Annotated in this window: 22 protein-coding genes; 13 read left to right on the top strand and 9 right to left on the bottom strand. The window is 63.7% G+C overall.

All coding sequences use genetic code 11. The annotated features are described in order from the left end of the window. Positions 1-18: 18 nt before the first annotated feature. From JHL16_RS25635 to JHL16_RS25615, 5 genes are read left to right on the top strand one after another with little or no spacing between them, the layout of a single operon-like run. Entirely contained in the window at positions 19-1,209 is a 1,191-nt protein-coding gene (locus tag JHL16_RS25635) for an ABC transporter substrate-binding protein (protein WP_200187740.1), read from the top strand. A 58-nt stretch (positions 1,210-1,267) separates the two neighbouring features. Continuing rightward, entirely contained in the window at positions 1,268-2,155 is an 888-nt protein-coding gene (locus JHL16_RS25630; protein WP_200187739.1) for a branched-chain amino acid ABC transporter permease, read from the top strand. Further along, positions 2,152-2,865, top strand: a complete 714-nt coding sequence (locus JHL16_RS25625) for an ABC transporter ATP-binding protein (RefSeq protein ID WP_137856041.1) — start codon at positions 2,152-2,154, stop codon at positions 2,863-2,865. The genes JHL16_RS25630 and JHL16_RS25625 overlap by 4 nt, the downstream gene beginning before the upstream one ends. After that, positions 2,862-3,608, top strand: coding sequence for an ABC transporter ATP-binding protein (locus JHL16_RS25620; RefSeq protein WP_200187738.1), 747 nt, complete (start codon positions 2,862-2,864; stop codon positions 3,606-3,608). Before JHL16_RS25625 ends, JHL16_RS25620 begins: the two co-directional genes overlap by 4 nt. Next, on the top strand, positions 3,605-4,546 hold the full coding sequence (locus tag JHL16_RS25615) for a branched-chain amino acid ABC transporter permease (RefSeq protein ID WP_200187737.1): 942 nt from the start codon (positions 3,605-3,607) through the stop codon (positions 4,544-4,546). The genes JHL16_RS25620 and JHL16_RS25615 overlap by 4 nt, the downstream gene beginning before the upstream one ends. A gap of 40 nt (positions 4,547-4,586) precedes the next feature. Here the strand turns inward: JHL16_RS25615 and JHL16_RS25610 are convergent, their stop codons facing one another. Further along, complete coding sequence (locus JHL16_RS25610; RefSeq protein WP_200187736.1) at positions 4,587-5,270, bottom strand: creatininase family protein; 684 nt, start codon at positions 5,268-5,270, stop codon at positions 4,587-4,589. Then, positions 5,267-6,796 carry a xylulokinase gene (locus JHL16_RS25605; protein ID WP_200187735.1) on the bottom strand — a complete coding sequence of 510 codons (1,530 nt, stop codon included), beginning with the start codon at positions 6,794-6,796 and terminating at the stop codon, positions 5,267-5,269. The genes JHL16_RS25610 and JHL16_RS25605 overlap by 4 nt, the downstream gene beginning before the upstream one ends. A gap of 55 nt (positions 6,797-6,851) precedes the next feature. On the opposite strand from JHL16_RS25605, the gene JHL16_RS25600 reads away from it, so the two are divergent. Then, the gene (locus JHL16_RS25600; protein WP_200187734.1) at positions 6,852-7,586 is read left to right on the top strand and encodes a GntR family transcriptional regulator; all 735 of its coding nucleotides are present in this window, start codon (positions 6,852-6,854) and stop codon (positions 7,584-7,586) included. An 8-nt stretch (positions 7,587-7,594) separates the two neighbouring features. On the opposite strand, the gene JHL16_RS25595 is transcribed toward JHL16_RS25600, so the two are convergent. The 6 genes from JHL16_RS25595 to JHL16_RS25570 all read right to left on the bottom strand — a co-directional run bounded on the left by JHL16_RS25595 (position 7,595) and on the right by JHL16_RS25570 (position 14,433). After that, positions 7,595-8,557, bottom strand: coding sequence for an ABC transporter permease (locus JHL16_RS25595; RefSeq protein WP_200187733.1), 963 nt, complete (start codon positions 8,555-8,557; stop codon positions 7,595-7,597). Beyond that, positions 8,554-9,522, bottom strand: a complete 969-nt coding sequence (locus tag JHL16_RS25590) for an ABC transporter permease (RefSeq protein ID WP_200187732.1) — start codon at positions 9,520-9,522, stop codon at positions 8,554-8,556. The genes JHL16_RS25595 and JHL16_RS25590 overlap by 4 nt, the downstream gene beginning before the upstream one ends. Then, on the bottom strand, positions 9,519-11,042 hold the full coding sequence (locus JHL16_RS25585) for a sugar ABC transporter ATP-binding protein (RefSeq protein WP_200187731.1): 1,524 nt from the start codon (positions 11,040-11,042) through the stop codon (positions 9,519-9,521). Before JHL16_RS25585 ends, JHL16_RS25590 begins: the two co-directional genes overlap by 4 nt. Continuing rightward, a complete protein-coding gene (locus tag JHL16_RS25580; protein ID WP_200187730.1) occupies positions 11,039-12,337 on the bottom strand; it encodes an FAD-dependent oxidoreductase in 1,299 nt (432 codons plus the stop codon). The genes JHL16_RS25585 and JHL16_RS25580 overlap by 4 nt, the downstream gene beginning before the upstream one ends. Positions 12,338-12,346: 9 nt before the next feature. Continuing rightward, entirely contained in the window at positions 12,347-13,144 is a 798-nt protein-coding gene (locus tag JHL16_RS25575; RefSeq protein WP_200187729.1) for a sugar isomerase domain-containing protein, read from the bottom strand. 74 nt (positions 13,145-13,218) lie between these two features. Beyond that, positions 13,219-14,433 carry a substrate-binding domain-containing protein gene (locus tag JHL16_RS25570; RefSeq protein WP_200187728.1) on the bottom strand — a complete coding sequence of 405 codons (1,215 nt, stop codon included), beginning with the start codon at positions 14,431-14,433 and terminating at the stop codon, positions 13,219-13,221. A 237-nt stretch (positions 14,434-14,670) separates the two neighbouring features. Here JHL16_RS25570 and JHL16_RS25565 point away from each other — a divergent pair, with 237 nt between their 5' ends. Genes JHL16_RS25565 through JHL16_RS25555 form a run of 3 tightly spaced genes read left to right on the top strand, consistent with a single transcriptional unit; the run spans position 14,671 to position 18,329 of the window. Beyond that, positions 14,671-15,984 carry an NAD(P)/FAD-dependent oxidoreductase gene (locus JHL16_RS25565; protein ID WP_200187727.1) on the top strand — a complete coding sequence of 438 codons (1,314 nt, stop codon included), beginning with the start codon at positions 14,671-14,673 and terminating at the stop codon, positions 15,982-15,984. A gap of 56 nt (positions 15,985-16,040) precedes the next feature. Continuing rightward, positions 16,041-17,240: a M24 family metallopeptidase gene (locus JHL16_RS25560; protein WP_200187726.1), complete on the top strand. Its 1,200-nt coding sequence runs from the start codon at positions 16,041-16,043 to the stop codon at positions 17,238-17,240. 12 nt (positions 17,241-17,252) lie between these two features. After that, entirely contained in the window at positions 17,253-18,329 is a 1,077-nt protein-coding gene (locus JHL16_RS25555) for an ABC transporter ATP-binding protein (RefSeq protein ID WP_200187725.1), read from the top strand. A gap of 165 nt (positions 18,330-18,494) precedes the next feature. Here the strand turns inward: JHL16_RS25555 and JHL16_RS25550 are convergent, their stop codons facing one another. Further along, positions 18,495-19,235, bottom strand: a complete 741-nt coding sequence (locus JHL16_RS25550) for an IclR family transcriptional regulator domain-containing protein (protein ID WP_200187724.1) — start codon at positions 19,233-19,235, stop codon at positions 18,495-18,497. Positions 19,236-19,378: 143 nt separating this feature from the next. On the opposite strand from JHL16_RS25550, the gene JHL16_RS25545 reads away from it, so the two are divergent. The 4 genes from JHL16_RS25545 to JHL16_RS25530 all read left to right on the top strand — a co-directional run bounded on the left by JHL16_RS25545 (position 19,379) and on the right by JHL16_RS25530 (position 23,481). Then, a complete protein-coding gene (locus JHL16_RS25545; RefSeq protein ID WP_200187723.1) occupies positions 19,379-20,407 on the top strand; it encodes an ABC transporter substrate-binding protein in 1,029 nt (342 codons plus the stop codon). 66 nt (positions 20,408-20,473) lie between these two features. Further along, the gene (locus JHL16_RS25540; protein ID WP_200187722.1) at positions 20,474-21,397 is read left to right on the top strand and encodes an ABC transporter permease; all 924 of its coding nucleotides are present in this window, start codon (positions 20,474-20,476) and stop codon (positions 21,395-21,397) included. Between the two features lies 1 nt (position 21,398). Continuing rightward, positions 21,399-22,196, top strand: coding sequence for an ABC transporter permease (locus JHL16_RS25535; RefSeq protein ID WP_200187721.1), 798 nt, complete (start codon positions 21,399-21,401; stop codon positions 22,194-22,196). Positions 22,197-22,230: 34 nt separating this feature from the next. Next, positions 22,231-23,481: a M24 family metallopeptidase gene (locus tag JHL16_RS25530; protein ID WP_200187720.1), complete on the top strand. Its 1,251-nt coding sequence runs from the start codon at positions 22,231-22,233 to the stop codon at positions 23,479-23,481. The last annotated feature ends 41 nt before the right edge of the window (positions 23,482-23,522 follow it).

Below are 23,522 nucleotides of genomic sequence, written 5' to 3'. Positions count from 1 at the left end.
TCAACAGGGAGTAGAATAATGATCAATAATATCGGCAGGATTTCCCGGCGCGCGCTGCTCGCCTCGATGACCACGGCGGGCCTGCTGCTCGCCGGACCAGGCAGCGCATACGCCGCCGAGGATATCACGCTGGGCCTGGTATCGCCTTTGTCCGAGCCGGGTGACGCGCGCTCAGGCGACGCCATCAAGAAGACCGCCGATCTCTGGGTGAAGCTCATCAACGAGGCCGGCGGCATTGGCGGCCGGCAGGTGAAGCTCGCCGTATTCGATGATCAGGGCAAGGTCGAGGTCGGTGCTTCGGCGATGGAGCGCGCCATCACCGAGGCCAATGCCTCGGCGATCCTCGGCATCTGGTCGTCCTCGGTCGCGCTGGCGCAGATGGAAGTGGCCAAGGGCTACAATGTCCCGCTGATGGCCTTCTATTCATGGTCGGACGACATCACCGCCAAGAACTATCCGCAGGTGTTCCGCATCGGTCCCTATAACAGCCAGATTGCGGCGCAGATGGTGCCCTTCGTCAAGGACCGCGGCTACAAGAAGGTCGTCGTGCTGGCCGAGGACACCGCCTATGGGCTGGGTTTCGCCAAGGCCTTCGAGGAAGCGGTGAAGGCAGCGCCGGATGTCGCGGTCGAGGTGGTGCAGTTCCAGGCCCAGACCCAGGATCTCACCGCCGTCATGTCGAAGGTCGCGGCGTCGAAGCCCGATGCCGTCATCGTGCAGACGGTCTTCTCGGCCACCAATCTGTCGATCAAGCAGGGCCGCGAAGTGGGGCTCAAGGCCGACATCATCACCGGCTGGGACTGGCCGCTGCTGCCCGATTTCTGGTCGACTGTCGGCGAGGCGGGTATAGGCGTCGTCTATCCGACCTTCTCCGATCCCTCCCTCAATGTCACCGCGACCGGCAAGACCTTCGTCGAGGCGTACAAGACGGCCTATGGGCATGAACCGGCGATCTTCCAGTATTATCTGTGGGACAATTTCAACGCCGTCAAAGCCGCGATCGAGAAGAGCGGCTCGTCGGAGCCCGCCAAGCTGGTCGAGACCTTGCCCGGCGTGACCTTCGAGGGAACCATCGGCCCGGTCTTCTTCCGCAATGAGGCCGGCACGGTGAATTTCCACCAGTGGGACAAGTTCGCCATGTTCTTCAAGAAGCTGAACAAGGTCGGCGACGGCGAGAAGGAAGCCGAGCTCGTGCAGGTCGCCAAGTAGCACCGATACTCACGTGGCCGGTCCGGAGGAGGGCCGGCCCGTGTGCCAGGACATTTCGATGACCCAGCTTTTCGTTCAATCATTGCTGCTCGGACTGCTGCAAGGCGGGCTTTACGCCTTGCTGGCGGTCGGACTGTCGCTGGTGTTCGGCATCCTGCGGGTCGTCAATTTCGCGCATGGCGAATTCGCCATGCTCGGCAGCTTCGCCGCCGTCTTCGTCGTCGGCATGCTGGGCCTGCCGGTCTGGACGGGGCTGATCGCGGCGGCGGTTGCCGGCGCCGCCATCGCCTATGCGACCAACATCCTCGTGCTGAGGCCCATCTATCTGTCGCGCATGCGACAGAAGGGCGAATACACCATCATCGCCACCTTCCTGCTGAGCCAGTTCCTGATCGCCGCCGCGACTTTGTCCTTCGGCACGACCTATCGCAAGCTGCCGGGCCTCTGGGACCAGAATCTGGCGGTCTTCGATTACATCTATCTCTCCGGCAACCGCATCGTCGCTTTCGTCGCCGCGATCGCCATGATCGCTCTCCTGTTCTTCATCGTCTATCGCACCGATATCGGCCGTGCCTGGCGGGCGCTGACGCAGAATCCGCTGGGCGCCGCGGTGGTCGGCATCGACGTCAACCGGTATGCCAATCTTGCCTTCCTCGCTTCGGGCGCCTTCGCCGGGCTCGCGGCGGCGCTGCTGGCGCCCTTGATGTTCGTGTTCCCGGCCTCGGGCGTGATCGCACTGGTCAAGGCCTTCATCGTCGTGATCATCGGCGGCCTCGGCTCGATCAGGGGAACGCTGTTCGCCGGTCTGCTCCTCGGCGTCGTCGAGGTGATGGGCACCGTCTATATCGATACCGGCTATACCGACGCCTATGGCTTCGCGCTGATGATCGCGGTCCTGCTGTTCCGGCCTCAGGGCCTCTTCGGACGGACGGGGCGGACCGTATGACGCGCATCGTTCTCGAAACCCAAGGCCTGCGCAAAGCCTTCGGTGGCAATCAGGTCATCGACGGCATCGACTTCCGCCTGGCCGCCGGCGAGCTCGTCGCCATTGTCGGGCCGAATGGCGCCGGCAAGACGTCCTTTCTCAATCTCATCGCCGGCCAGTTCCGCCCCAATGCCGGAACCATCCAGCTGGCGGGGGCCGATGTCACGCAGCTGGCGCCGAATGTGCCGGCGCGGCGCGGGCTCTTCCGCAGCTTCCAGAATGGCGGCGCTTTCGGGCGGTTGAGCGCCATCCAGAATGTCGCCTTGGCCGGCATGGTGCGCGGGCTTGGCCGGCGCGAGGCGGAAAGTGAAGCCGGCAAGGCGCTGGCGCGGGTCGGCCTGTCGCCCGTCGCCGACTGGCCGGCCGATCACCTTTCCGGCGGCCAGCGCAAGCTCATCGATTTCGCGCGTCTGTTGCTCGCCAAGCCGGAGGTGGCGCTGCTCGATGAGCCGACCGCCGGCGTCAATCCGGCGATCATGGAGGTCATGCGGGCGATCATCGCCGAGATGCGGGACAAGGGTGTCGGTTTCGCCGTCATCAGCCACGATCTGCCCTGGGTCTTCGGCCTGTGCCAGCGCGTCGTGGTCCTGGCCTCGGGCCGCGTCCTGGCGGCCGGAAGTCCCGATGAAGTCTCCGCCGACCCGGCGGTACGCGAGGCGTATCTGGCATGAGTGAAGCGATCACCATCAAGGGCCTGAGGGTCGCCTATGAGAGCGACATCGAGATCCTGCGCGGCATCGACATGCTGGGGGGCGCCAATACGCTGACCGCCATCATCGGCCCGAACGGCGCCGGCAAGTCGACCTTGCTCAAAGGCGTCGCCGGCGTGGCGCCGGTGACCGGTGGCGAGATCCATCTGGGCGGGCAGCGCATCGAGGCGCTCAACCCCGCCCAGCGTGTGGGCGCGGGCGTCTCCTTCGTGCCGCAGGAAGCCTCGGTCTTCGGGCAGATGACCGTCCTCGAAAATCTTCGGCTCGGCGGCTGGCATCGACGCAAGGATAAGGCCTGGCTCGAACGCCGCATCGCCTTCTGCGGCGACCTGTTCCACTCCATTAAGCCGCATCTGGAACGCCGGGCGGGGGATCTGTCGGGCGGCCAGCAGAAGCTGGTCGAGATCGCCCGCGGCCTTGTCGGCGAGCCGCGGCTGCTTTTGCTCGACGAGCCCACCGCCGGCTTGAGCCCGGTCATGGTGCGCGAGGTCTATCGCGAGATCGCGCGCCTCAAGGAAAGCCGGTCGGTCACCGTGCTCCTGGTCGAGCAGAATGTGCGCGAGGCTTTGGCCGTCGCCGACCATGTCTATGTCCTCGCCATGGGCCAGAACGACACCGACGGGCCGGCGGCCGAAATCGCCGGACGGCTCGACGGCATCGTACGCAACTGGATGTCGCGGGAAGGATCGGGGATGGCGTCATGACGAAGCTCACGCATCATCTGGTCCCGCTGTTGTTCGTGGCCGCGGGGTTGGGGCTATCCCTCATCGGCCTGCGTCCGGTCGTCGCCGATCTTCTGATCCTGTCGGTCTATTACCTGCTCCTCGCCGGGTCGTGGAACCTGCTCGCGGGCTTTGCCGGCCAATATTCCTTCGCCCATATCGGCCTCGCCACCGCTGGCGCCTATGGCACGGCGGCGCTCGTCATTGGCGGCGGACTTTCGGGATGGGCGGCACTGGTGATCATGCCGGTAGCCGTGGCGCTGCTCGGCGGCGGGCTTGGCCTCGTCGCCTTGCGGGTGCGCGGCGTGCAGTTGCCGTTGATCACCTTCGCCTTCGCCGGCGCCTTTGCGGTGTTCCTCGCCGCCGCGTCCGACATCACCAACGGGTCGATGGGCCTGCAGCTGCCCAAGCTGGTGCCGGGCTTCGACCGGTCACTCTATCTCGTCCTCGGCGGCATCCTGGCCGGCCTCTTCTTCATCGTTCAGAACTGGATGATCGACGGGAAGCTCGGCCTCCTGATGCAGGCGATCAGGGACAATGAGGACATCGCCCATGGCATGGGCGTCGGCATCTTCCGGGTGAAGATCGCGGCCTTCATGATCACCGCCGCCATCGCCGGTCTGGCCGGCAGCTTCTATGCGAACTATGTCGGCGTGCTCGCCCCCTCGATGCTGTCCATGGGCGAGATGGGTTATGTCGTCGCCATGGCCGTCATCGGCGGGCTTGGTTATCGCTATGGCCCGCTGATCGGTGTCGTGATCATCCGCTCGATCGAATATTTCGTGCGCGGCTTCGGCGCCGAATACACGCTCGTCATCATCACCGGCGTCGCGCTCCTGGTCGTGCTGTTCTTCCGCGAAGGCGTGATCGCCTATGTGTCGCGCCTGATGCCGCGGCAGACCGCGCGCTGGAGAAGCTGAATCAGAATATCAGCGCTGCCCTCTAAGCGTTTGGTTCGACTCACTCTTTTATGATCGCTTTCAGCTTGTCGACCAGGACGGGCAGGATGCGGTTGAGGATGTCCTCGCCCATTTCCCGCGTCGCGAGTGTCGCCTTGCCGTTCATGCCGCCGGCCTTGGGAGCGATCGACTTGCGCGAATAGACCTCGTGCCAGGGCTTCTTCAGGACGAAGTCCTCGGCGCGGTCCATATGCACGACGCCGCCGATCGCGATGGCGAGCGAGGTCTCCTTTTCATCGGCGTGGCTCATCGGCACGCCGCCGGTGAGGAAGTAGCACCAATGGGCGGGCTGAAGATCGGGGAACACCTCGAAGGCGCGCTGGAAACCGAGCGTCGCACCGATGCCGTTGCCGCCATGGCCCGACAGCACGATGATCTTCTTGAAGCCGTGGCGGGCGAGCAGGATGCAGAGATCGCCGATGATCATGCCCAGCGTCTCGGCCTTGACGCCGAGCGTGCTCGCATATTCCCAGTTGGTATCGGCGAAGCCATAGGGGATGACCGGCAGCAGGATCGCGCCCGCCTCCGCGCACAGCCGCCGCGCGAACCAGTCGGCCGAATAGCTGTCGAAGCCGCTTTCCAGATGCGCGCCATGCGCCTCGATGAGGCCGACCGGCAGGATGACCGGCAGATTGCGGTCGAGCGCGTCGATTTCGGGGTCGGTGAGCTTGCTCCATTCGATCATGGCGTGTCTTTCTCTTGTCGTTGGTTCTGGCGCAGCTGCTGCAAGGTCCGGTAGACCGGCAGCAGCTGGTCGGTGAGGCGGGCGTAGCTGTCGCGATAGGGCGCATAGAGCCGGTGCCGGACGGCATCGGGTGTGAAGGTCTGGGCTTCGAGATAATCGGCGGCGAACCAGTCGCGGCTGGCGCGGTCGATGGCGCCGGCGGCGATGCCGGCGGCCAGGGCGGCGCCGCGCGCCGCGTTGATCTCAGGCGAAGCGATATGAAGGCTGAGGCCCGTCACATCCGCCTTGATCTGGTTCCACAAGGCGCTCTGGGCGCCGCCGCCGACATTGACGACATTCGACAGAGTAAGGCCGGGCGCGAGCTTCAGCGCCGCCTCGAGCCAGCCATTGAGCTCATAGGCGCTTGCCTCGAGCAGCGCGCGATAGAGCTCGCCCGGCCCGCTTTTGTCGTCGAAGCCGAGAAAGCCGCCTTTCATCGAGGCCTCGAAGGGGCTGACCCGGCCATTGAGATGCGGCACCGCGAGAATGCCGTTGCTGCCCGGCGGCACGGTGATGCTCAACGCCTCGAGCTCCTGATAGCTCTTGCCGAAAGTCCGGCTGAGCCAGCGATGGGCGAGGCCGGTGCTGGTGGTGAAGCCCAGGAGATAGAAGCGCCCCGGCGCCGCCGAGGGCATGCAGGCGAGGAGCCCGGAAGGATCGGTGATGAAGCGGTCGACGGTGACGGCGAAATGCGCCGAGGAGCCGCTGGTGTCGATCGAGACGCCGGGCTCTATCCCGCCCGCCGCGAACCAGCCGCCGGTGCCGTCGCCCATGCCGGCGGCAACGGGAATGCCGGCAGTGAGGCCGCAACGCGCGGCCATCTCGGCGGAGAGCCGGCCGGCGATGTCGAAGGGATCGGCGATGCGCGGCAGGAGTTCGGGCGGCAGGCCGCAACGCCGGGCGAGATCATCGTCCCATTGGTTGCGCGCCACATCGAAGCAGCCATAGAGATTGGCCTGGGTGCGGTCGCAGACGGCGTCTTTGGCCTCAGCACCGGTGAGGCGTCCGGCGAGATAGCCGGCCGGCGCCACGACGATGGCGAGACGTTGTGCGAAAGCCGGATCGAGGCGCAACCACCGCCTTACCCGTGGCGCCACGAAGGGAATGATGCCGTTCTTCGCCAGGATCTCCGGACCATAAAGGCCGAGCAGTTCCTGGCGATCTTCATCGGCGCGGGTGTCGAGCCACATTTCATGCGGTGTCACGGCCTCGAAGTTTTTGTCGATCCCGATGGCGCCGCCCATTTGCGCGGCGATGCCGAGACCGACGATTTCGACATCGGGAAACTTGCCGGTGAGCGCGCTGAGACACGCGAGCGTCGACTGCACAAGAATGTCGGGCGATTGCTCGCCCCAGCCGGGCTGCGGCCGTTCGAATTCGACGGCGACCGAATGTGAGCCGATGGGCTGGCCATCGAGCGCAACCAGCGCCGCCTTGGTCGATTGCGTGCCGAGATCGATGCCGATAACTGCTTTACGGTCGCTCATGACAATGTCCTTCCCGCTGGCATTGTTGATTCATTTGTCATAATGATATGACCAAATGTCGAGCGAACCCAACTACAAGCGCATCGTCCGGTTGCTGGAGGCGAAGATCCAGTCGGGCGACTACCCGCCTGGCCATCGTCTGCCCCCCGAGCGCGAGCTTTGTGAATTGTTCGGCGTCAGCCGCATCACGGCGCGTCAGGCGCTGGCGGAGCTGGCGCAGCGCAAGCTTGTGGTACGCAATCAGGGGCAAGGCACTTTCGTCGCCAAGTCGCGCATCGAATCTTCGCTGCTTGGCTTCTTCAGTATTTCGGAAGCGTTGAAGGCGGATGGCAAGCTGGTGTCGACGCGGGTGATCAGCGCCGAGCTGACGGCGCCCGCGGCGGATGAGGCGGTCGCTCTCCAGAGTGCCGGCAACGCCAGGGTGTTTCGTCTCACGCGTCTGCGCTTCGTCGATGGCGAGCCTTATGCGCTCGAAACCTCGGCCATGGCGGCGGAGCGTTTTCCCAATCTCGGCCGCTTCGATTTCGGCGCGCGCTCTCTCTATGACGTGCTGGCACGCGAATATGGCACGCAACTCGTGCGGGCGCGCGAGACGCTGGCGCCGGTCATGTTGACGGCCGAGCAGGCGGAATTGCTGCAGGTTCGGATCGACCAGCCGGCGCTGCGCCTGTCGCGCACCACCTATGATCGCGACAATGTGGCAGCGGAAGCGGCGATGGCGTTGATCCGCGGCGACCGTTGCCAGCTGCTCTTCGAATTGTGGGCGGATCAGCGCAGCAGCGCAGGATGAAGCCTTTCTCATAGCCGCGCCGCCACTTTCGCCTCGCGGCCATAGGTCGCCACCACGATGAGAATGACCACGCCGAGCAAGGCCTGCTGCATGGCGGCGCTGAAGTTATTGGCGACCAGCACGGTGGTGATGAGCGTCAGAATGATGGCGCCGAGCACGGTGCGGCCATAGCTGCCGCGCGCGCCGACAAGCGAGGTGCCGCCGATGACGACGCTGGCGATGGTGTTGAAGAGATAGGGCGATGCGATGCGCGCATCGCCTTGCGCGCTGAAGCCCGCCAGCAATATGCCGGTGACGGCCGCCATCACCGCGCTCAAGGCGAAGGCGCAGGTCCAGATGCGCGTCGTCGGCACCAGCGCAAGCCGTGCCGCGGGAAGGCTGGCGCCCGCGGCATAGACCTGCCGGCCGAAGGGCGTGGCGCGCAGCAGCGTGATGAGGCCGAGCGCGATCACCAGCCAGAACACCAGAATCGGCGGGATCGGAAGCCCGAAGATCTTGCCGGACGGCGCCACGAACTGGCTCAGCCATTTCGGCGCGAAGCCGGTCGGCTGCCCGCCGGTCCACACCAATATGGCGCCCATGATGACCGAGCTGACGCCGAGCGTGACGATCAACGGATTGAGCCTCAAGGCGCGTGAGACGAAGCCGTTCCAGGCGCCGATGAGCGCGGCCACGCTTAAGATGAACAGCACCACCAGGGCGAAAGGCCAGCCGCGTCCGGTGAGCTCGGCCGTCGCGATATTGGCGAAGGCGATGAGACCCGGAATGGCGAGATCGATACCGCCCAGAAGCGCCACGATGGTCTGGCCCGATGCGGCGATGCCGATGAAGGAGGCGAGCACCAGCACCGCCAGGATGCTGCGCCAGCTGCCGAAGCCGCCGATCGTCGCCATGCCGATGAGATAGAGGGCGGCGAGCGCGACGAGCTGCGGCCATATGGTCTGCTTGAGCGACTGCCAGAAGCGAATCATCTGCGGCGTCCTCTGAAGGAGAAGAAGCTCTGGGCGAGACCGGCATTGAGGATGAGCGCGCCGATCAGCGTCAGCCCGAACACGACCTGCTGCCAGAAGACCGAAACCCCGTAATTGGTCAGCAGATTCTGGATCAGGAACAGCGACAGCGCGCCGAAGGCGCTTCCCCACATGGTGCCGCGCCCACCGGCGAGATTGATGCCGCCGAGCGCCGCCGCGGTGATGACCTGCAAGGTGAAGGGTGGCCCGATCGTGGCGTCGGCCGACTGGATGAGCGAGGTGAGCGCCAGTCCGGCGAAAGCGGCGAAGAGGCCGCCCAGCGCGTAAGCGAGAATACGGACCAGTGTGACGTCGATGCCGGCCGAATAAGCGACGCGGTCATCGCCACCGACGGCCAGCAGGACTTTCCGGAAGGGCGTGAAACCGAGCAGGAACCAGATGAGCGCCGGGCCGATCAGGAAGACGAGAGGCCCCGGAAAGACGCCGATGAGGCGCGACAGTGTGCCGAACCAGGGTGGCACCGGGCCGATCGGGCTGGGCAGCAGCCACAGATTGATGCCGCCGAGGATCAGATACGTGCCGAGCGTCGCGACGATGGGCTGCAGGCGAACGACCGCGACGAGCACGCCATTGAGCGCGCCGGCGGCGAAGCCGACAATCAGCAGGATCGGCACTGCGAGCCACCAGTCGCCGAGATCCGCCGGCATCAGCAACGTGACCACCAGCACATTGATGAAACCCATCAGAGGACCGATCGATAGGTCCATGCCGCCATTGCCCGACAGGATCGCCGGCGTCACCGCCATGGCGCCCAGAATGAGCGGCACGGCGACGCTGAGCGCGCCGGTCAGGAAGCGGGGCGACAGCAGGATCGGATCCCGGAGGATGCTGAGCGCGACGAGGACCAGGAACAGGAGCGCGGCGAGCGCTGTCGGGTCGCGCAATGTGCTGCGGGACGGCTTCATGGCTGGCGTCCGAACAGCCCGGCGATCAGCCGCTCGCGGGTGAGCCCGGCATGGTCGACGGCCTGGAACAGGGTCCGGTCATGAAAGACTGCCACCCGGTGGCAGAGCACCAGCAATTCCTCGATCTCGGTCGAATGGATCACCACGGCGACGCCGGCCTGGGCGAGCTCGGCCAGCAGCGCATAGATATCCTGCTTGGTGGCGAGGTCGACGCCGCGCGTCGGATCGTTGAGCACCAGCATCTTCGGCTCGAGCGCCAGCATGCGCGCCAGGATGACTTTCTGCTGGTTGCCGCCGCTAAGGCTGGTGATGGCCTCCTTCAGCGCGCCATATTTGACGCCGAGCCGGTCGAAGAGCGGTTTACGCGCCGCTGCGACCTGGGCCGTGTCGATGAGGCCGAACCTCGTATGAGCAGGAAGCGTCGTCAGCGCAAAGTTGTCGGCGATCGACAAGGGTGCGAAAATGCCTTCGCTCTTGCGGTCGCGCGGTACATAGGCAATGCCCTCGCGCACGAAAGCGGCCTGGCCGTGGAGCTCCCGCTTCTCGGCTGTCGCGATCGATCCGGCGATCGGCGAACGCACGCCACCGAGTATCTGCGTGGCGAGATCGGCGCCATGACCTTCGAGCCCGGCGAGGCCGAGAATTTCGCCTGCCTGGATATCGAGATCGAAGGGGCGGCCGCCTATTCCGAGCTGCACCTGTCTGAGCGTGAGCCGTGTTTCGCGCGTTGCGGCGCGGGTGGATACGATCGACCGGGTTTCGCTCCGCCCTGACATCAGCTCCAGCATGCGGGCCGGTGTCGCCGCGTCGATCGGCAGATGCGCCACGGTCTCGCCGGAGCGGAGCACCGTCACCTCATCGGCAAGGGCGGCGATCTCGTCCATCTTGTGCGTGATGAACAGGACCGACAAGCCGGCCGCAACGCGACGGCGCAAGCCCGCGAAGAGTCGGTCGCGCACCGAGATGTCGAGCGCCGCCGTCGCTTCATCGAGGATGAGGAGACGGGGCTTCAGCAGCAGCGAGCGGGCGATGACGATGGCTTGCCTTGTGCCAAGATCGATGTCGCTCACTTTCGCCTCGAGCTCTGGAACGGCATCACCGATCAGCTCGGCAAGAAGCGCTGCGGCTTCGCTCCGCTTGCGTTCGCGCGCGACATGGAAGCGGAACAACCCGTCCTGGCCGAGCCACAGATTGTCGAGGACGCTCAGTTCCTCGAGCACCAGCACTTCCTGGAAGGTGGTGGCGATGCCGGCGGCGCGTGCATCGCGGGGCGAGGTGAGCCGAAGGTCCTTGCCGGCAAGCGTGATGTCTCCCGCATCCGGGCCGACCACACCGGTGAGCAGCTTGACGAGTGTCGACTTGCCGCTGCCATTCTCGCCGATGATCGCATGCACGCTGCCGGATCTGATCGCGAGATCACCTCGGCTGAGCGCCCGCGTCTCCCCATAGGCCTTGGCCAGCCCTGTCGCCTCGAGGAGAAGCTCGTCAGTGCGCGATGATGGGGCGGCTCTGGCGCTCATGCGGCATCTGAGGCCGCTTTGCCGCGCCGGCCGAGATCGGCGCCTTGCCGGTCGAGCAGAGCGAGCAACGTGTCGGTCGGCACCTGGCGCGGCGTGATACCTTTGTCGGCGGCCAAGGCGGCGGCGCTGCCGGCGGCCTGGCCCATCGCCATGCAGGTGCCGATCGAGCGGGCACTCGCATGCGCGTCATGGGTCGAGGAGAGGCAACGTCCCGCCACCAGGATGCCGTCCAGATTGCGCGGCAGCAAAGCGCGGAACGGAATCGTATAGGTGCCGGAATTGGGGATATAGGCCCAGCGTGTATCGCGCCCGGCATGATGATCTTCGATCGGGGCGCCGCAGCGGGCGATGCCGTCCTCGAAGCGCCGCGCCGCCAGCACGTCCTCGCCATTGAGCTGATAATCGCCGAGAATGCGTCGCGTTTCACGCACGCCGATCCACGGCGAGGTGCCGATCAGCACCGAATTTTCATAGCCGGGCACCATCTCCTTCAGGAAGCGGAAATATTCCTGCGCCTGGGCGCGACCTTGCGCTTCGGCGCGCGAGATGCCCTCGATATCGTCGGGCGCGGTGCCGGGCACGCGCGTCATGATCGTCGCCATGATGCCTTTGTCGGGTGTGCGGTGGACGCTGCCTTCCTCGCGCGGCAGCACGAAGCGCCCGCTTTTATTGGCCTCGCGCATCAAGGCGTGCAGCTCATCCTTCTTCACGCCGAGCGCCCGCTCGCCGACATTGCCGATCCGAAAGGTGGTGGAGAGCGTCTGCTGGGCGCCGTCGCGGCCCGCCAGCTCGAAATCGCCGCCGGCATCGGCAACCAAATCGGCATCGCCCGACGCGTCGATGACAGCCTTGGCCGTCACTTTGTGGCTGCCGGCCTTGTTGACGAAACGAATCCCGGTGACCTTCGATCCTTCCGTCACCGCGCCGGTGATGAAACTGTGCAACAGTATTTTCACGCCTGCTTCCTCGGCGAGGTCGTCCCACACCCGCTTCAGCGTTTCGGGATTATAGGTGATGCCGGTTCCGGAGCCGAACGTATTGGGCCGGCGCAGCACCACATCGTATTTCTCGATGCGGTCCACCACTTCGTCGGGAAGACCTGAGACCACCTTCTCCTGCGCGTCGCCCGGCGCATAAAAGGCATACATCGTGTCGAGCACCGCGGTGCTGATGCCGCCGAGAAATCCGCCGCGCTCGATGAGGATCGTCCGGGCGCCGTTGCGAGCGGCGGCGATCGCCGCCACCATGCCGGCGCTGCCGGCGCCCGCCACCACCACATCTGCTTGATAGTCCATGGGTTCTCCTCAGGCCTTGCCGCGCAGGAACATGCCGGCATAACGGCGCGAATATTCGTCCATGCATTCGTCCCAGCGCTTCTCGGCGCGCGCCCGCCTGGCCTTGCCCTCGGGCGTGCCTTCGAAGTAGGGGCTGGGCAGCACCATGGGTTTCAATCCACGTCGCGAAAGCTCGAGCGCCGCCTCGGTCGCGAGCGCATTGGTGATGGCGATGCTGGTGATGCTCGACCCCGCACCCGCTTTGTCCTCGAGACCGGGGATCTCGACCATGGCGTCGCCCACCACCGAGCAATTGTCGATGACGAGATCGGCGATCTCATGCAGGCGCTTGCCGCCCTTGTGCTCGGTGCCGGTGGCGGCCGCATGTTTGAGCGAGGTGACGGCGATGACACGCATGCCTTCCGCCTTGGCGAAGGTGGCGATGTCGAGCGCGACCTTGGTGACGCCGGTATTGGTGTAGACGACGAAGCAGTCGGTCTTCTTGAAGCGGTAGTTCTTCCAGATGATCTCGCCCAGGCCCTCGACCGACTGGAAGAAGCGCATCTGATAGATACCGGAATTGCCGACCACCGGTGTGTAATAGGAGAGCGCCAGCTCGGAGAGCGGATGCAGGCCGATCAGCCCGCCATTGCGGGGAAACACTTCCTCGAGCGCCATATGCGAATGGCCGGCGCCGAAGAAATGCGCCATGCCGTCGGCTGCGATCGCATCGGCGATCCATTGTGCGCCCGTGGCGATCTGGGTGGTTTGCGTCGCCTCCACTTCCTGGAGGAGAGCGATGGCTTTGGCGAGATAAGTGTTCGGCATGGCGTCATCCGTGCAAGAGGGAAGGCGCGGCGGCAGGGATGCCGCCACCGCGCGAAGAGGCAAAGTAAGGCGCCTTACTGTGGCAAAGCCGCCGGGCTGGTGAAATAGCCATCGAGGATGCTGTCCGGCATCCAGGTGCCCGAAGGCGGTTCGCCGACGCCGGTCGAATTGATGGTGAAGTCCGGCTTGTACCAGTCCTTCAGCGTCTCGGCGGTGATGAGCGGCGGGCGCACCACGACATTGCTCACTTTGAGGCCCTGGCCCAAAAGCACGCGCATGCCGGTGCGGAAGACGACATCCATGCCGGCGCCCGGCGCGTTGGACGAGCCAACCGTGCTGAAGCCTTTGTCGAGATTGTCATGCCAGTAGGCGAGCGCGTTCTGGTCGGGATTGCCGACGGTCACCGGGATGATCGGACGGCCGGCCTGCTCGAGCGCGTTGATCGTGCCCATGAACATCGAGCCCTGCTGCCAGATGCCGGCGATCTCGGTTGGATTGGTGGAGAGCTGCTGCAGCACCGCGGTCTGTGCCGTCGAGTTCGACCACTGGCCGACGAGATCGGCGACGATCTTGATGTCCGGGCAGTTGTTGAACACCGCCGCGCCGCCGGCCTTGATGAGCTCGCTGCCGGACGTGCCGGGAATGCCCTGGATGGTGAGGATATTGCCCTTGCCGTTGAGCTTCTGGACAAGGCCCAGCGCCATCGTCTTGCCGATCAGATAGCCATTGGTGTCGACATTGATCGCATTGGCGGTCGTCACCGGAGCGGCGAGTGTGATCACCGGAATGCCGGCGGCGAAGGCTTCGTCGATGACGCCGTTCATCGCGGTGGGCGAGCCCGGGATCGAGATGATGAGATCGACGCCGCGCTGGATCATCGAACGCATCTGCTGGATCTGGGTCGAGATGTCGCCATTCGAGTCGGTGACGATCAGGTCTTTGACGAGGCCGAGCTTCTTGTATTTCTCGACGTCGCTTTCGAGCTGCGCCAGCGCCGCGGCGCGCCAGGCATTGCCGGAGAATGAATTGTTGTAGCCGATGACGAAGGGCTTCTCATGCGCCGGCTTGAAGGTCGCGAAGGGGCTCGCCACCACCGGGCTGCCATAGCCTTCGAAGCCCGCTTGCGCGTCGGCCGGGAGCTCTTTTTCGAGCAGCGCCTTGGAGTCCGCAGGCAGAGCACCGGGCTGGTTGGTGAGACAGGCGTTCTGCGCCAGAGCGGCGCCGGCAAAGACCGAGAGAGCGCCGGCCAGAATGGCGATTCTGAAGGCACGGATTGGACTTAGAGACATATCTTTCCTCCCTGTGTGGGCCATCCGGCGGCTTCCGTACCGCCTGTGGTATGGTTGTTATAACCAATATGGAGGAAAAGCTTGGGGGTCAAGCGACATCGACCGCGGCCTATATAAATGTGTGGAAGGCTTTCGCCCTGCTTCGCCCAGGCCGACGACTTCATTGACAATCATTGGCTTACATATTTATCTTCGTATTGCGGAAAATTATTCGCTATGCGAATTATTGGAATGAAGATGACCCTAAATACACTGCCCGACAATTCCTCATCCGCATTGCCGCGCAGCCTCTATCGAGCAGTCACGCCGGAAGTCCGCTATCCGGCCCTCACCACCGAGCTTGACGTCGACATAGCCGTGATCGGCGCCGGCTTTACCGGCCTGTCCAGCGCCCTCCATCTTCTCGAAGACGGGGCCGAAGTCGCGGTTTTCGATGCGCATGAACCCGGCTGGGGTGCTTCGGGTCGTAATGGCGGGCAGGTCAATCCGGGCCTCAAACGCGAACCGGCCGATGTCGCAGGTTACTTCGGTGCCGAGCGGGGCGAGCGCCTGGCGCGCCTGTCGGGAGAGGCACCGCAATATGTGTTCGACCTCGTCCGCCGTCATGACATCGACTGCGACGCCGCCCAAACGGGATCGATCCGGGTCGTGCGCACGGATGCCGAAAGACCCGTCATCGACACGGCGATCACCGACTGGTCGGCACGCGGCATTCGCCTCGATTATCTCGACCGCGCCAAGCTTGCCGATCTCCTGGGCACCGACCGCTATCCCTCGGGGCTTCTCGATCCGCGCGGCGGCATGCTCAATCCGCTGGCCTATGCCCGCGGCCTCGCCGCCGCGGTGGTGAAGTCGAAGGGGCAAATCTTCTCGAGCTCACCCGTTTCCGGATTGAAACGGGAAGGGGACTTCTGGCGCTTCGTCGCCGGATCCGGCACGGTCCGCGCCCGCAAGGTCGTGCTTGCCACCAATGGTTATACTGACGGCCTGTGGCCGCATCTCCGCGAGAGCGTGGTCCCGATCTACAGCGCCATCGCCGCGACCGATCCGCTGCCGGAAGCCATGGCGCGGCGGATTCTGCCCGGCCGCCACGTCGCCTATGAGAGCTCGTGGCGCGTTCTCTATTTTCGTCTCGACCGGGAGAATCGCTTGCTGATGGGCGGCCCCGGGCTCCGGCAGCGGGACGGTAGCGACAAGTCGACCTTCCGATATCTGATCCGCTGCGCCGAAGCGCTTTATCCCGATCTGCGCGGTATTGGCTGGAGCTATTTCTGGAACGGTCAGGTGGCGGTCACCGAAGATCATTTTCCCCATCTGCACGAGCCGGCGCCCGGCCTCGTCGCGGCGCTGGGTTATAATGGCCGCGGCATCGCCATGGCGACGATGATGGGCCGCATCGTGGCGCGGCGGCTCCTCGGCGCCGCCGAAGATACGCTCGAGCTCCCGGTCTCCACCATAAAACCATTCCGTTTCCACGCATTCTGGAAGCCGGTGGTCGGGCTGCGCACGCTGCAGGAACTGGCCATGGACCGCCTGCGCGGTCTCGCCTGACCGGCATGGCGGTGCTGGCGACAGAGTTGGCCTTCGGGCCGCCGCGGGATTGGCCATTGGCCTTCGATCTCGCGGAATATCACGAACGGGCGAGGCGTGTACGTGCCGAGATGCAGCGCGCGGACCTGGACATGCTTTATGTCACCTCGCCACCGAACATCACTTATCTCACCGGGTATGACAGCCGCTGGTATAGGAGGTCGACGCCCACCGGCGTGGCCGTGCATGCGGCCAGCGACCGGCTCATCTTCTTCGACGACATCACCCATCGCACCCTTGTTTCCGCGCATCATGCGCAAGTCGGCGAGGCTGCCTTCTTTCGGCGCTTTCGCGATGTCGAGAGAGACGGATGGATATTCCGCAACTCCGCCGACGATGTCATCGATACGCTGCGTGAGGAAGGGTGGTTGCGCGGCTCGGCGGGCCTAGAGCATTGGTCGACGGCGCCGGGCGGTATTCCTTTGCGCTACATCGATGAGCGCATGACCGCCGCGGGAGCGCGGACTATTGACGGCTCATGGCTTGTCGACCGCGTCAGGCTGGTGAAGTCGCCGGCCGAGATCGCCCGGCTCGATAACGCAGCCTTCATCGCCGACGCCGCTCTGGCGGCGATTTCGCGAGACTTCCAGCCCGGCATGTCGGAGATTGAGGTCCAGGGGATCGCGCATTATGCGATGAGCCGGCTCGACGGTGAGGAGCCGGCCATCCGGACGTCGGTCATTTCCGGACCGAATACGCGCGTCCAGCATCCGCTGCCGACCCGGCGCAAGATCGGCAAGGGAGATCTCTTCACTGTCGATCTGTGCGGGTCCTTCTATCGCTACCATGCCAATATCGCGCGTACATTTTCGGCCGGCGAACCCGATCCGCGCTGGCGCGATCTCGTGACGCGCGCTGCCGTGAGCTTTGATCATGTGGTCGCCGCGGTCAGGCCGGGCGATCCGATGGAGAAGGCAGCGGAAGTCGCGATGCAGTATCTGGATTCGGCCGGGCTCACCCGTTACGGCTGGTTCATCGGCGGCTACGATCTGGGCATCGCCATTCCGCCCGACTGGGTCGGGCATACCTATCTCAATGGCCGCTGCTTCGAGCGCGCCGACTTCGCGGTGGGCACCGTGGTCAATTTCGAGAATGTGCTGGACGTGCCGGAGGGCTGGCCGGGAGGCTTCGGGACGCAGAATGTGGACACGCTGGTGATGGAGGAGGGGGGCTTGCGGATATTGTCCAGGCTCGATCGCGGTATAACGATAGTGTGAGTGGGGAGAGACATGGCTGAAACGATCACGATCCAGGAAATCAGGAAGACCTACGGCCCCGTGGTGGCGTTGGATCGCATCAATCTGGATGTCGGCGCCGGGGAGTTCGTGTCTATCCTGGGGCCGTCCGGCTCGGGCAAGACGACGCTTCTGATGATACTCGCGGGCTTCGTGCAGCCCGATCACGGCAGCATCCGTTTCACCGGACGCGAGGTCATCACCATGCCGCCCTATAAGCGCGACATCGGGCTGGTCTTCCAGAACTACGCGCTGTTCCCGCATATGACGGTGGCCAGCAATGTCGGCTTCCCCTTGCGTTACCGCAAGGCCGACAAGAGCGAGACGAGGAGAAAGGTGGCGGGAGCGCTCGATCTCGTTCGCCTCAACGGTTATGAGAGCCGCCGCATCGACGAATTGTCGGGTGGCCAGAAGCAGCGGGTCGCGCTTGCCCGCGCCCTCGTCTTCAATCCGCGCATCCTCCTCATGGATGAGCCACTTTCGGCCCTCGACAAGAAGCTGCGCGAGCAGATGCAGATCGAGATCCGTGAATTGCAGCGGCGCCTCGGCATGACGACGATCTATGTCACGCATGATCAGCGCGAGGCTCTCACCATGTCCGACCGAATCGCCGTCATGAATAATGGCGCCATCCAGCAGATCGGAACGCCGGCGCAGATATATGAGGAGCCGGGCAACCTTTTCGTCGCGAGCTTCCTGGGCGATTCGCAATTGCTGCGCGTCGACATGGTAGGTGACAGCACGGCGCGCATGGGCGATACGACGATCCGTTTGCGTAAAGCCCCGGGCGCCGGCGCGGGCGAGGGCTTTCTGGTTCTGCGGCCGGAAAAATTCGAGATCGTGCGCGATGTGCCGAAATCTTCGGAGCTGAATGTCATCAGCGGCCAGGTGAAGGATGTCGTCTATCAGGGCGAGAATGTGCTGGTTCTGGTGGCCTTGCCGACAGGCGAGACGGTCTCGATCCGGCGCGCCACCAACGAGGGCAGCCGCCGGCATCTGCCCGTCGCCGGCGAGCACATCTCGCTCGGCATTCATCCGGCCGACACGATCGTGGTGAAGGGCGCTGCCTGACTTCAGGGCGATGAGGTCGGCCCCTCAGCATGAGGGCTTGCTAGCGTTGCGCCTAGATCACGATCACTTTAGGTCGTGTCGACCTAAGGTGATAAACGTGATCGAAATCTCATATTTAGCGCGTGATCGGACGGAAAACCGGAATCCACTTTTCCTGATCACGCGCTAGGCGGGCAGATTGGCCTTGATCATGTTCGCGGCTTCGAACATCGCCGGCAGCACCGTGTTCTTCAGATAATCGAGGTCGAGCGCTCGGTTGGAGCCGGCCGCATTGATGGCGGCCACCACTTCGCCGCGCTTGTTGCGGATCGGCACCGCGATGGCGCGCAGGCCGAATTCCATTTCCTCATCGACGATGGAAAAGTTCTGGCCGCGCACCTGCTCGAGGATCAGGCGCAGTTGATCGATATCCATCACCGAATGCGACGTGTAGGCGCTGAAATGGATCTGCGACAGGATGGTTTCGCGCCGCTCAGGCTCGGTGAAGGCGAGCAGGACCCGGCCCATCGACGTCACATGGGCGGGCTGCCGCGTCCCGGTGCTGACCAGCACAGAGCTGGCCTGACGGTTGTTGGCGCGCACCGCATAGACGATGTCGCAGCCGTCGAGCACCGAAGCGCTGCTCGACACGCTGAATTTCTCGCTGATGCGCTCGACGGTCGGCTGGACGATCTGCCAGATCGGCATCGAGGACATGTAGGAGTAGCCGAGGTCGAGCACTTTCGGGCCCACCCGGAATCGCTTTCCGCGCAATTCGACATAGCCGAGATCGGTGAGCGTCAGCAGCATCCGGCGTGCCGAGGCCGGCGTCAGGCCGGTTTCGGTTGCGACTTCCGAGATGGTCATGGGCTCGTGATAGCGGCCGAAGGCTTTCAGCACCTCCAGCCCGCGGACGAGTGAATTCACCCGTTCGTCCCGTCCACCCCCACTAGACATGCCCGGATCCTCTTGTTAGTCTCATTTGCGCTTTGCGAATTAATATTCGCATAGCGAAAAAATGGCAAGTGCAAGCTAAACGAATAAACGTCCATGTAGGGGAGTGAATTCTCATGAAGCGCCTTTGCACCCTGGTTGCGGCCGTGCTGGTCTCTACAAGCCTTACGCTACGGGCCCAGGCCGAGGAAACCATCAATTACATCACCGCCGGCGGTATCTATCTCGAGAACATCCAGAAGGCTTATCTGGACCCGGTTGGCAAGCAGCTCGGTATCAAGTGGAGTGTCGAGACGAACGACGTCGACACGCCGGTCAGGGTCCAGGTTCAGTCCGGTGCCGTGACCACCGACCTCGTCGAATTCGGCGCCTCCACCTGCGCGCTCGGCGGTGCCGAAGGGCTCTATGAGAAGCTCGATTATTCGGTCATCGACAATTCCGAGCTCGCCCCGGGCACCTTCAGCGACTATTACGTCGGCAGCACCATTTATTCGATGGTGATCGCCTGGAATCCGAAGAAGGTTCCCAATCCGCCCCAGAACTGGGCTGATTTCTGGAATGTCGAAAAATTCCCCGGTACCCGCTCGCTGTATCGCAATGCCTTCTACGTGCTCGAAGCGGCGCTCCTCGCCGACGGTGTGCCGAAGGACAAGCTCTATCCTCTCGATCTCGATCGGGCCTTTGCCAGCCTCGCCAAGATCAAGCCCCATATCAAGGCGTGGTGGGCATCGGGCGCTGAGTCGCAACAGCTCGTTCGCGAGGGCGGTATCGACATGATCGGCATGTTCAACGCCCGTGCCCAGTCGGTCATTTCGGACGGCGGGTCGCTCGCCTATACCTTCAATGAAGGGCTCATCGACTTCGGCTGCTGGTCGATCGTGAAGGGCACGCCGAAGAAGGATCTGGTGATGAAGGTCCTGGCCGAATTCGTCAAGAAGGAGCACCAAGCCGACATGACGCTCCTGTCGAATTACGGCGCCGCGAATACCAAGATCGAGGAGACCGGCAAGATCCCGGCCGATCTGGCGCCACTGCTGCCGACTTCCGCCGAGAACTATCCCAAGCAGATCGTCACCAGTGCCGAATGGTGGGCGAAGCACGGTGCCGAAGCGAAGGAACGCTTCGACCAGTTCCTGGCCGAATAACTGAACATGACAGGCCGGCGCTCCATCGGGGCGCCGGCTTCCGGCCACAAGCGCTCAGGACGACCCATGTCTCTCGCAACGCCTCAGAGCCTCGATTATCCGAGCGGTGACGTCTCGGCGACATCGCTCAACCGCGAGGCACTGGCAGGCAATGCGCGGCGCGAGGCGCGCAATCTGGCGCTCCTGACCTTTCCGGCCTTCTCCTTGACTTTCGTGTTCGTCGTCCTGCCGGTCATCTGGCTCTTCGCCCTCTCCTTCGTCGAGAAGGGACAGTTCGGCCTCGGTCATTACGAACGGATGATCACCTACTCGTCCTATTCCAAGATCCTGTTCACGACGCTGAAGATCAGCGGCATCGTGACGGTGATCTGCGCGGTGCTCGGCTATCCCGTCGCCTATCTCATCGCCCAGCTTCCCGGCCGGCTGGCAATGGCCTTCATCGCCCTGATCATCATTCCCTTCTGGACGTCGGTTCTCGTGCGCTCTTATGCCTGGCTCGTGCTCCTCACAGATGCCGGCCCGGTCAATCAGACGCTGATGTGGCTCGGCCTCGTCGACCAGCCGGTGAGTCTTTTGTTCAACGAGACCGGCAGCATCATCGGCATGGTCCATATCATGCTGCCGTTCTTCATCCTGCCCGTCTATGCGGTGATCCGCTCCTTCGACTGGCGCCTGCTCGAGGCCGCTTCGAGCCTCGGCGCGCCGCCGGTGTCGGCTTTCCTGCGCGTTTTCCTGCCGCTGTCGCTGCCGGGCGTGCTGGCCGGCGCGGTGCTCGTCTTCGTTCAGTGCCTGGGCTTCTTCGTGACGCCGGCCGTGCTCGGCGGCGGCAAGGTCACCATGGTGTCGATGAAGATCGCCTCCAACGTCCAGCAATATTTCGATTGGGGTGCGGCGAGCGCGCTCGGCATCGTGCTGCTCTTCTGCGTGCTGTCCATCCTCTATATCGGTCATCGTCTCTTCGACCTCGACCGCCTTCTGGGAGTGCGCTGAGATGGTCCGCGCCGACCTGCCCATGTGGAGAAGATGGTGGCTCTTCGTTGTGACGGCGGCGGTCATCCTGTTTCTGATCGTGCCGATCTTCATCGTCATTCCGGTATCCTTCTCCGATTCGAAATATCTCCGTTTTCCGCCCGAGGCCTATTCGCTCCGTTGGTTTGAGAATTATTGGAATTCCCCCGAGTGGCTGGCGGCTACCCGAGCCTCGCTCACCGCGGCCATCCTCACCGTCCTGGTGGCGACGCCGCTCGGCATAGCGGCGGCCTATGGCCTTCATTCGATGCGCTCGCGCATGACCCCCTGGATCCAGCTGGTGCTGATCCTGCCGATGCTGGTACCCGGCATCCTAATCGCCATCGGTGTGTTCTATATCTATATCCGGCTCAAGATCGTGAATACGATGTTCGGCATCGTCCTTGCCCATACTTTGCTGGCGTTGCCCTTCGTCGTCCTCATGATGCAGGCGGCTTTCCGCACCTTCGATTTCCGCCAGGAGCAGGCGGCGATGAGCCTCGGCGCCCCTCGCCTCAACGCCTTCCTGGTGGTGACCCTGCCGCAACTGCGCATCTCGGTGATCTCAGCGGCGCTGTTCGCCTTCATCATCTCGCTGGACGAGGTCGTTATCGGCCTGTTCGTCGCCGGCGGCGGCAACACGCTGCTCACGCGCAAGATGTTCGTCTCCTTGCGCGACGCGGTCGATCCGACTGTCGCCGCCATCTCGACCTTGTTCATCGTCATATCCATCTGCCTGCTGGGCTGCCTCGCTTTCGTCCGCAGACGCCAGCCTCACTGACGTATTCACATCAAAATAGGGAGAGACGCTCGACATGTCCTACATAGCGCCAAAAGGGATGACCCCGGGTGTGATGGACCCGAATGCCGGCAAGCAGCTGGCCTTCACCGAAGCCGAATATCGCGATCGCCAGGAGCGCTTGCGCAAGCTCATGCGCCGCGAAGGCATCGATCTTCTGTATGTGACGACGCCGGAAGTCGTCGCCTATCTGCATGGCTTCTATTGCGGCTGGTACAAGGCCAATGGTCCGATGCGCTATCCGCAAGTCTATGGCACGGCAATTCACGCCCATAGCGACAAGATGATCCATTTCGATCATCCGACCGAGCTGCCGCTGCTTCATGAGATGTCGATCAGCACCGATAACCGCTACTACCCGCACCGTGAGGGTAAGATAAACCTGCGCTTCATCATGGACGAGTTGCAGCGCGAGGGCCTGCTCAAGGGCAGGATCGGCATGGAGTTCTGGAGCTACCTGCCGAACCGAGCCATCAGCCACATGATCGAGGACGCTTTCCGCGAGCGCGGCTGCGACATCGTCGATGCGAGCGCCATCACCCGCGAGGTGAGGCGAGTCAAGTCGCCCGCCGAGATAGCGGTCGTCAAGGAAGCGCTCCGCATCTGCGATATCGGCCATGACGCAATTCTCGAACATGCGCGTGTCGGCAAGACCGAGCTCGAGGTGATGGGCGAAGTCACGAGGGCCATGATGGCGGAAGGCGGCGAGCTGCCGGCGCTGATCCATGTCTTCAATGTACGCCCGTTGGTGGGCGACCGCGTTGCGGCGAGCGGCCATTCGATGCCGACGACCCGCAAGCTCGAGGCCGGCCAGGTTCTCTCCGCCGATCTGTGCGGCGTGAAGCATCGCTATCACGGCAACATCCTGCGCGGCTATTATCTGGGCGACCCGCCGGCCAAGCTGGTCGATCTCTATGAGAAGGCAGCCGGCGCCTTCGATCATGCCGACAAGGAGCTCAGCGGCGGCATGACCGTCCGCCAGGTCAACGCTTCGCTGAAGGCCTATTGCGAGCGTTCCGGCCTCATCGATGAAGAGGGCTGGGTGCTTGGCTACGAGCTGGGCTTGAGCCTGCCGCCGGACTGGGTCGGCGACTTCTATTTCAACATGCTCGACACCGATTACCTCGATCGGGTCTTCGAGCCGGGCATGGTGACCAACCTTGAAATCCTCTTCAGCACCGCTCTGATCGACACGCTGATCTGGAAGAAGGATGGAGTTGAGAATCCCGTACGCACGCCGAGAAAGCTCCTGACGCTTCCGGCCTGATCCAATCCGCGTCGGTTCATCGAGAACAGGTCGCCGCCTGA

The organism is Taklimakanibacter albus (assembly GCF_016595235.1).
GTDB classification, from domain to species: domain Bacteria; phylum Pseudomonadota; class Alphaproteobacteria; order Rhizobiales; family Aestuariivirgaceae; genus Taklimakanibacter; species Taklimakanibacter albus.
This window is presented reverse-complemented; position numbering and strand designations above follow the sequence as displayed.

Excerpts from the sequence above, each read along its gene's own strand:
- JHL16_RS25575 (WP_200187729.1), bottom strand. The coding sequence starts at position 13,144 with ATGCCGAACACTTATCTCGCCAAAGCCATCGCTCTCCTCCAGGAAGTG.
- JHL16_RS25615 (WP_200187737.1), top strand. The coding sequence starts at position 3,605 with ATGACGAAGCTCACGCATCATCTGGTCCCGCTGTTGTTCGTGGCCGCG.
- JHL16_RS25595 (WP_200187733.1), bottom strand. The coding sequence starts at position 8,557 with ATGATTCGCTTCTGGCAGTCGCTCAAGCAGACCATATGGCCGCAGCTC.
- JHL16_RS25630 (WP_200187739.1), top strand. The coding sequence starts at position 1,268 with ATGACCCAGCTTTTCGTTCAATCATTGCTGCTCGGACTGCTGCAAGGC.
- JHL16_RS25535 (WP_200187721.1), top strand. The coding sequence starts at position 21,399 with ATGGTCCGCGCCGACCTGCCCATGTGGAGAAGATGGTGGCTCTTCGTT.
- JHL16_RS25635 (WP_200187740.1), top strand. The coding sequence starts at position 19 with ATGATCAATAATATCGGCAGGATTTCCCGGCGCGCGCTGCTCGCCTCG.
- JHL16_RS25590 (WP_200187732.1), bottom strand. The coding sequence starts at position 9,522 with ATGAAGCCGTCCCGCAGCACATTGCGCGACCCGACAGCGCTCGCCGCG.
- JHL16_RS25555 (WP_200187725.1), top strand. The coding sequence starts at position 17,253 with ATGGCTGAAACGATCACGATCCAGGAAATCAGGAAGACCTACGGCCCC.
- JHL16_RS25545 (WP_200187723.1), top strand. The coding sequence starts at position 19,379 with ATGAAGCGCCTTTGCACCCTGGTTGCGGCCGTGCTGGTCTCTACAAGC.
- JHL16_RS25580 (WP_200187730.1), bottom strand. The coding sequence starts at position 12,337 with ATGGACTATCAAGCAGATGTGGTGGTGGCGGGCGCCGGCAGCGCCGGC.
- JHL16_RS25610 (WP_200187736.1), bottom strand. The coding sequence starts at position 5,270 with ATGATCGAATGGAGCAAGCTCACCGACCCCGAAATCGACGCGCTCGAC.
- JHL16_RS25540 (WP_200187722.1), top strand. The coding sequence starts at position 20,474 with ATGTCTCTCGCAACGCCTCAGAGCCTCGATTATCCGAGCGGTGACGTC.
- JHL16_RS25570 (WP_200187728.1), bottom strand. The coding sequence starts at position 14,433 with ATGTCTCTAAGTCCAATCCGTGCCTTCAGAATCGCCATTCTGGCCGGC.
- JHL16_RS25600 (WP_200187734.1), top strand. The coding sequence starts at position 6,852 with ATGTCGAGCGAACCCAACTACAAGCGCATCGTCCGGTTGCTGGAGGCG.
- JHL16_RS25565 (WP_200187727.1), top strand. The coding sequence starts at position 14,671 with ATGACCCTAAATACACTGCCCGACAATTCCTCATCCGCATTGCCGCGC.
- JHL16_RS25585 (WP_200187731.1), bottom strand. The coding sequence starts at position 11,042 with ATGAGCGCCAGAGCCGCCCCATCATCGCGCACTGACGAGCTTCTCCTC.
- JHL16_RS25625 (WP_137856041.1), top strand. The coding sequence starts at position 2,152 with ATGACGCGCATCGTTCTCGAAACCCAAGGCCTGCGCAAAGCCTTCGGT.
- JHL16_RS25530 (WP_200187720.1), top strand. The coding sequence starts at position 22,231 with ATGTCCTACATAGCGCCAAAAGGGATGACCCCGGGTGTGATGGACCCG.
- JHL16_RS25605 (WP_200187735.1), bottom strand. The coding sequence starts at position 6,796 with ATGAGCGACCGTAAAGCAGTTATCGGCATCGATCTCGGCACGCAATCG.
- JHL16_RS25620 (WP_200187738.1), top strand. The coding sequence starts at position 2,862 with ATGAGTGAAGCGATCACCATCAAGGGCCTGAGGGTCGCCTATGAGAGC.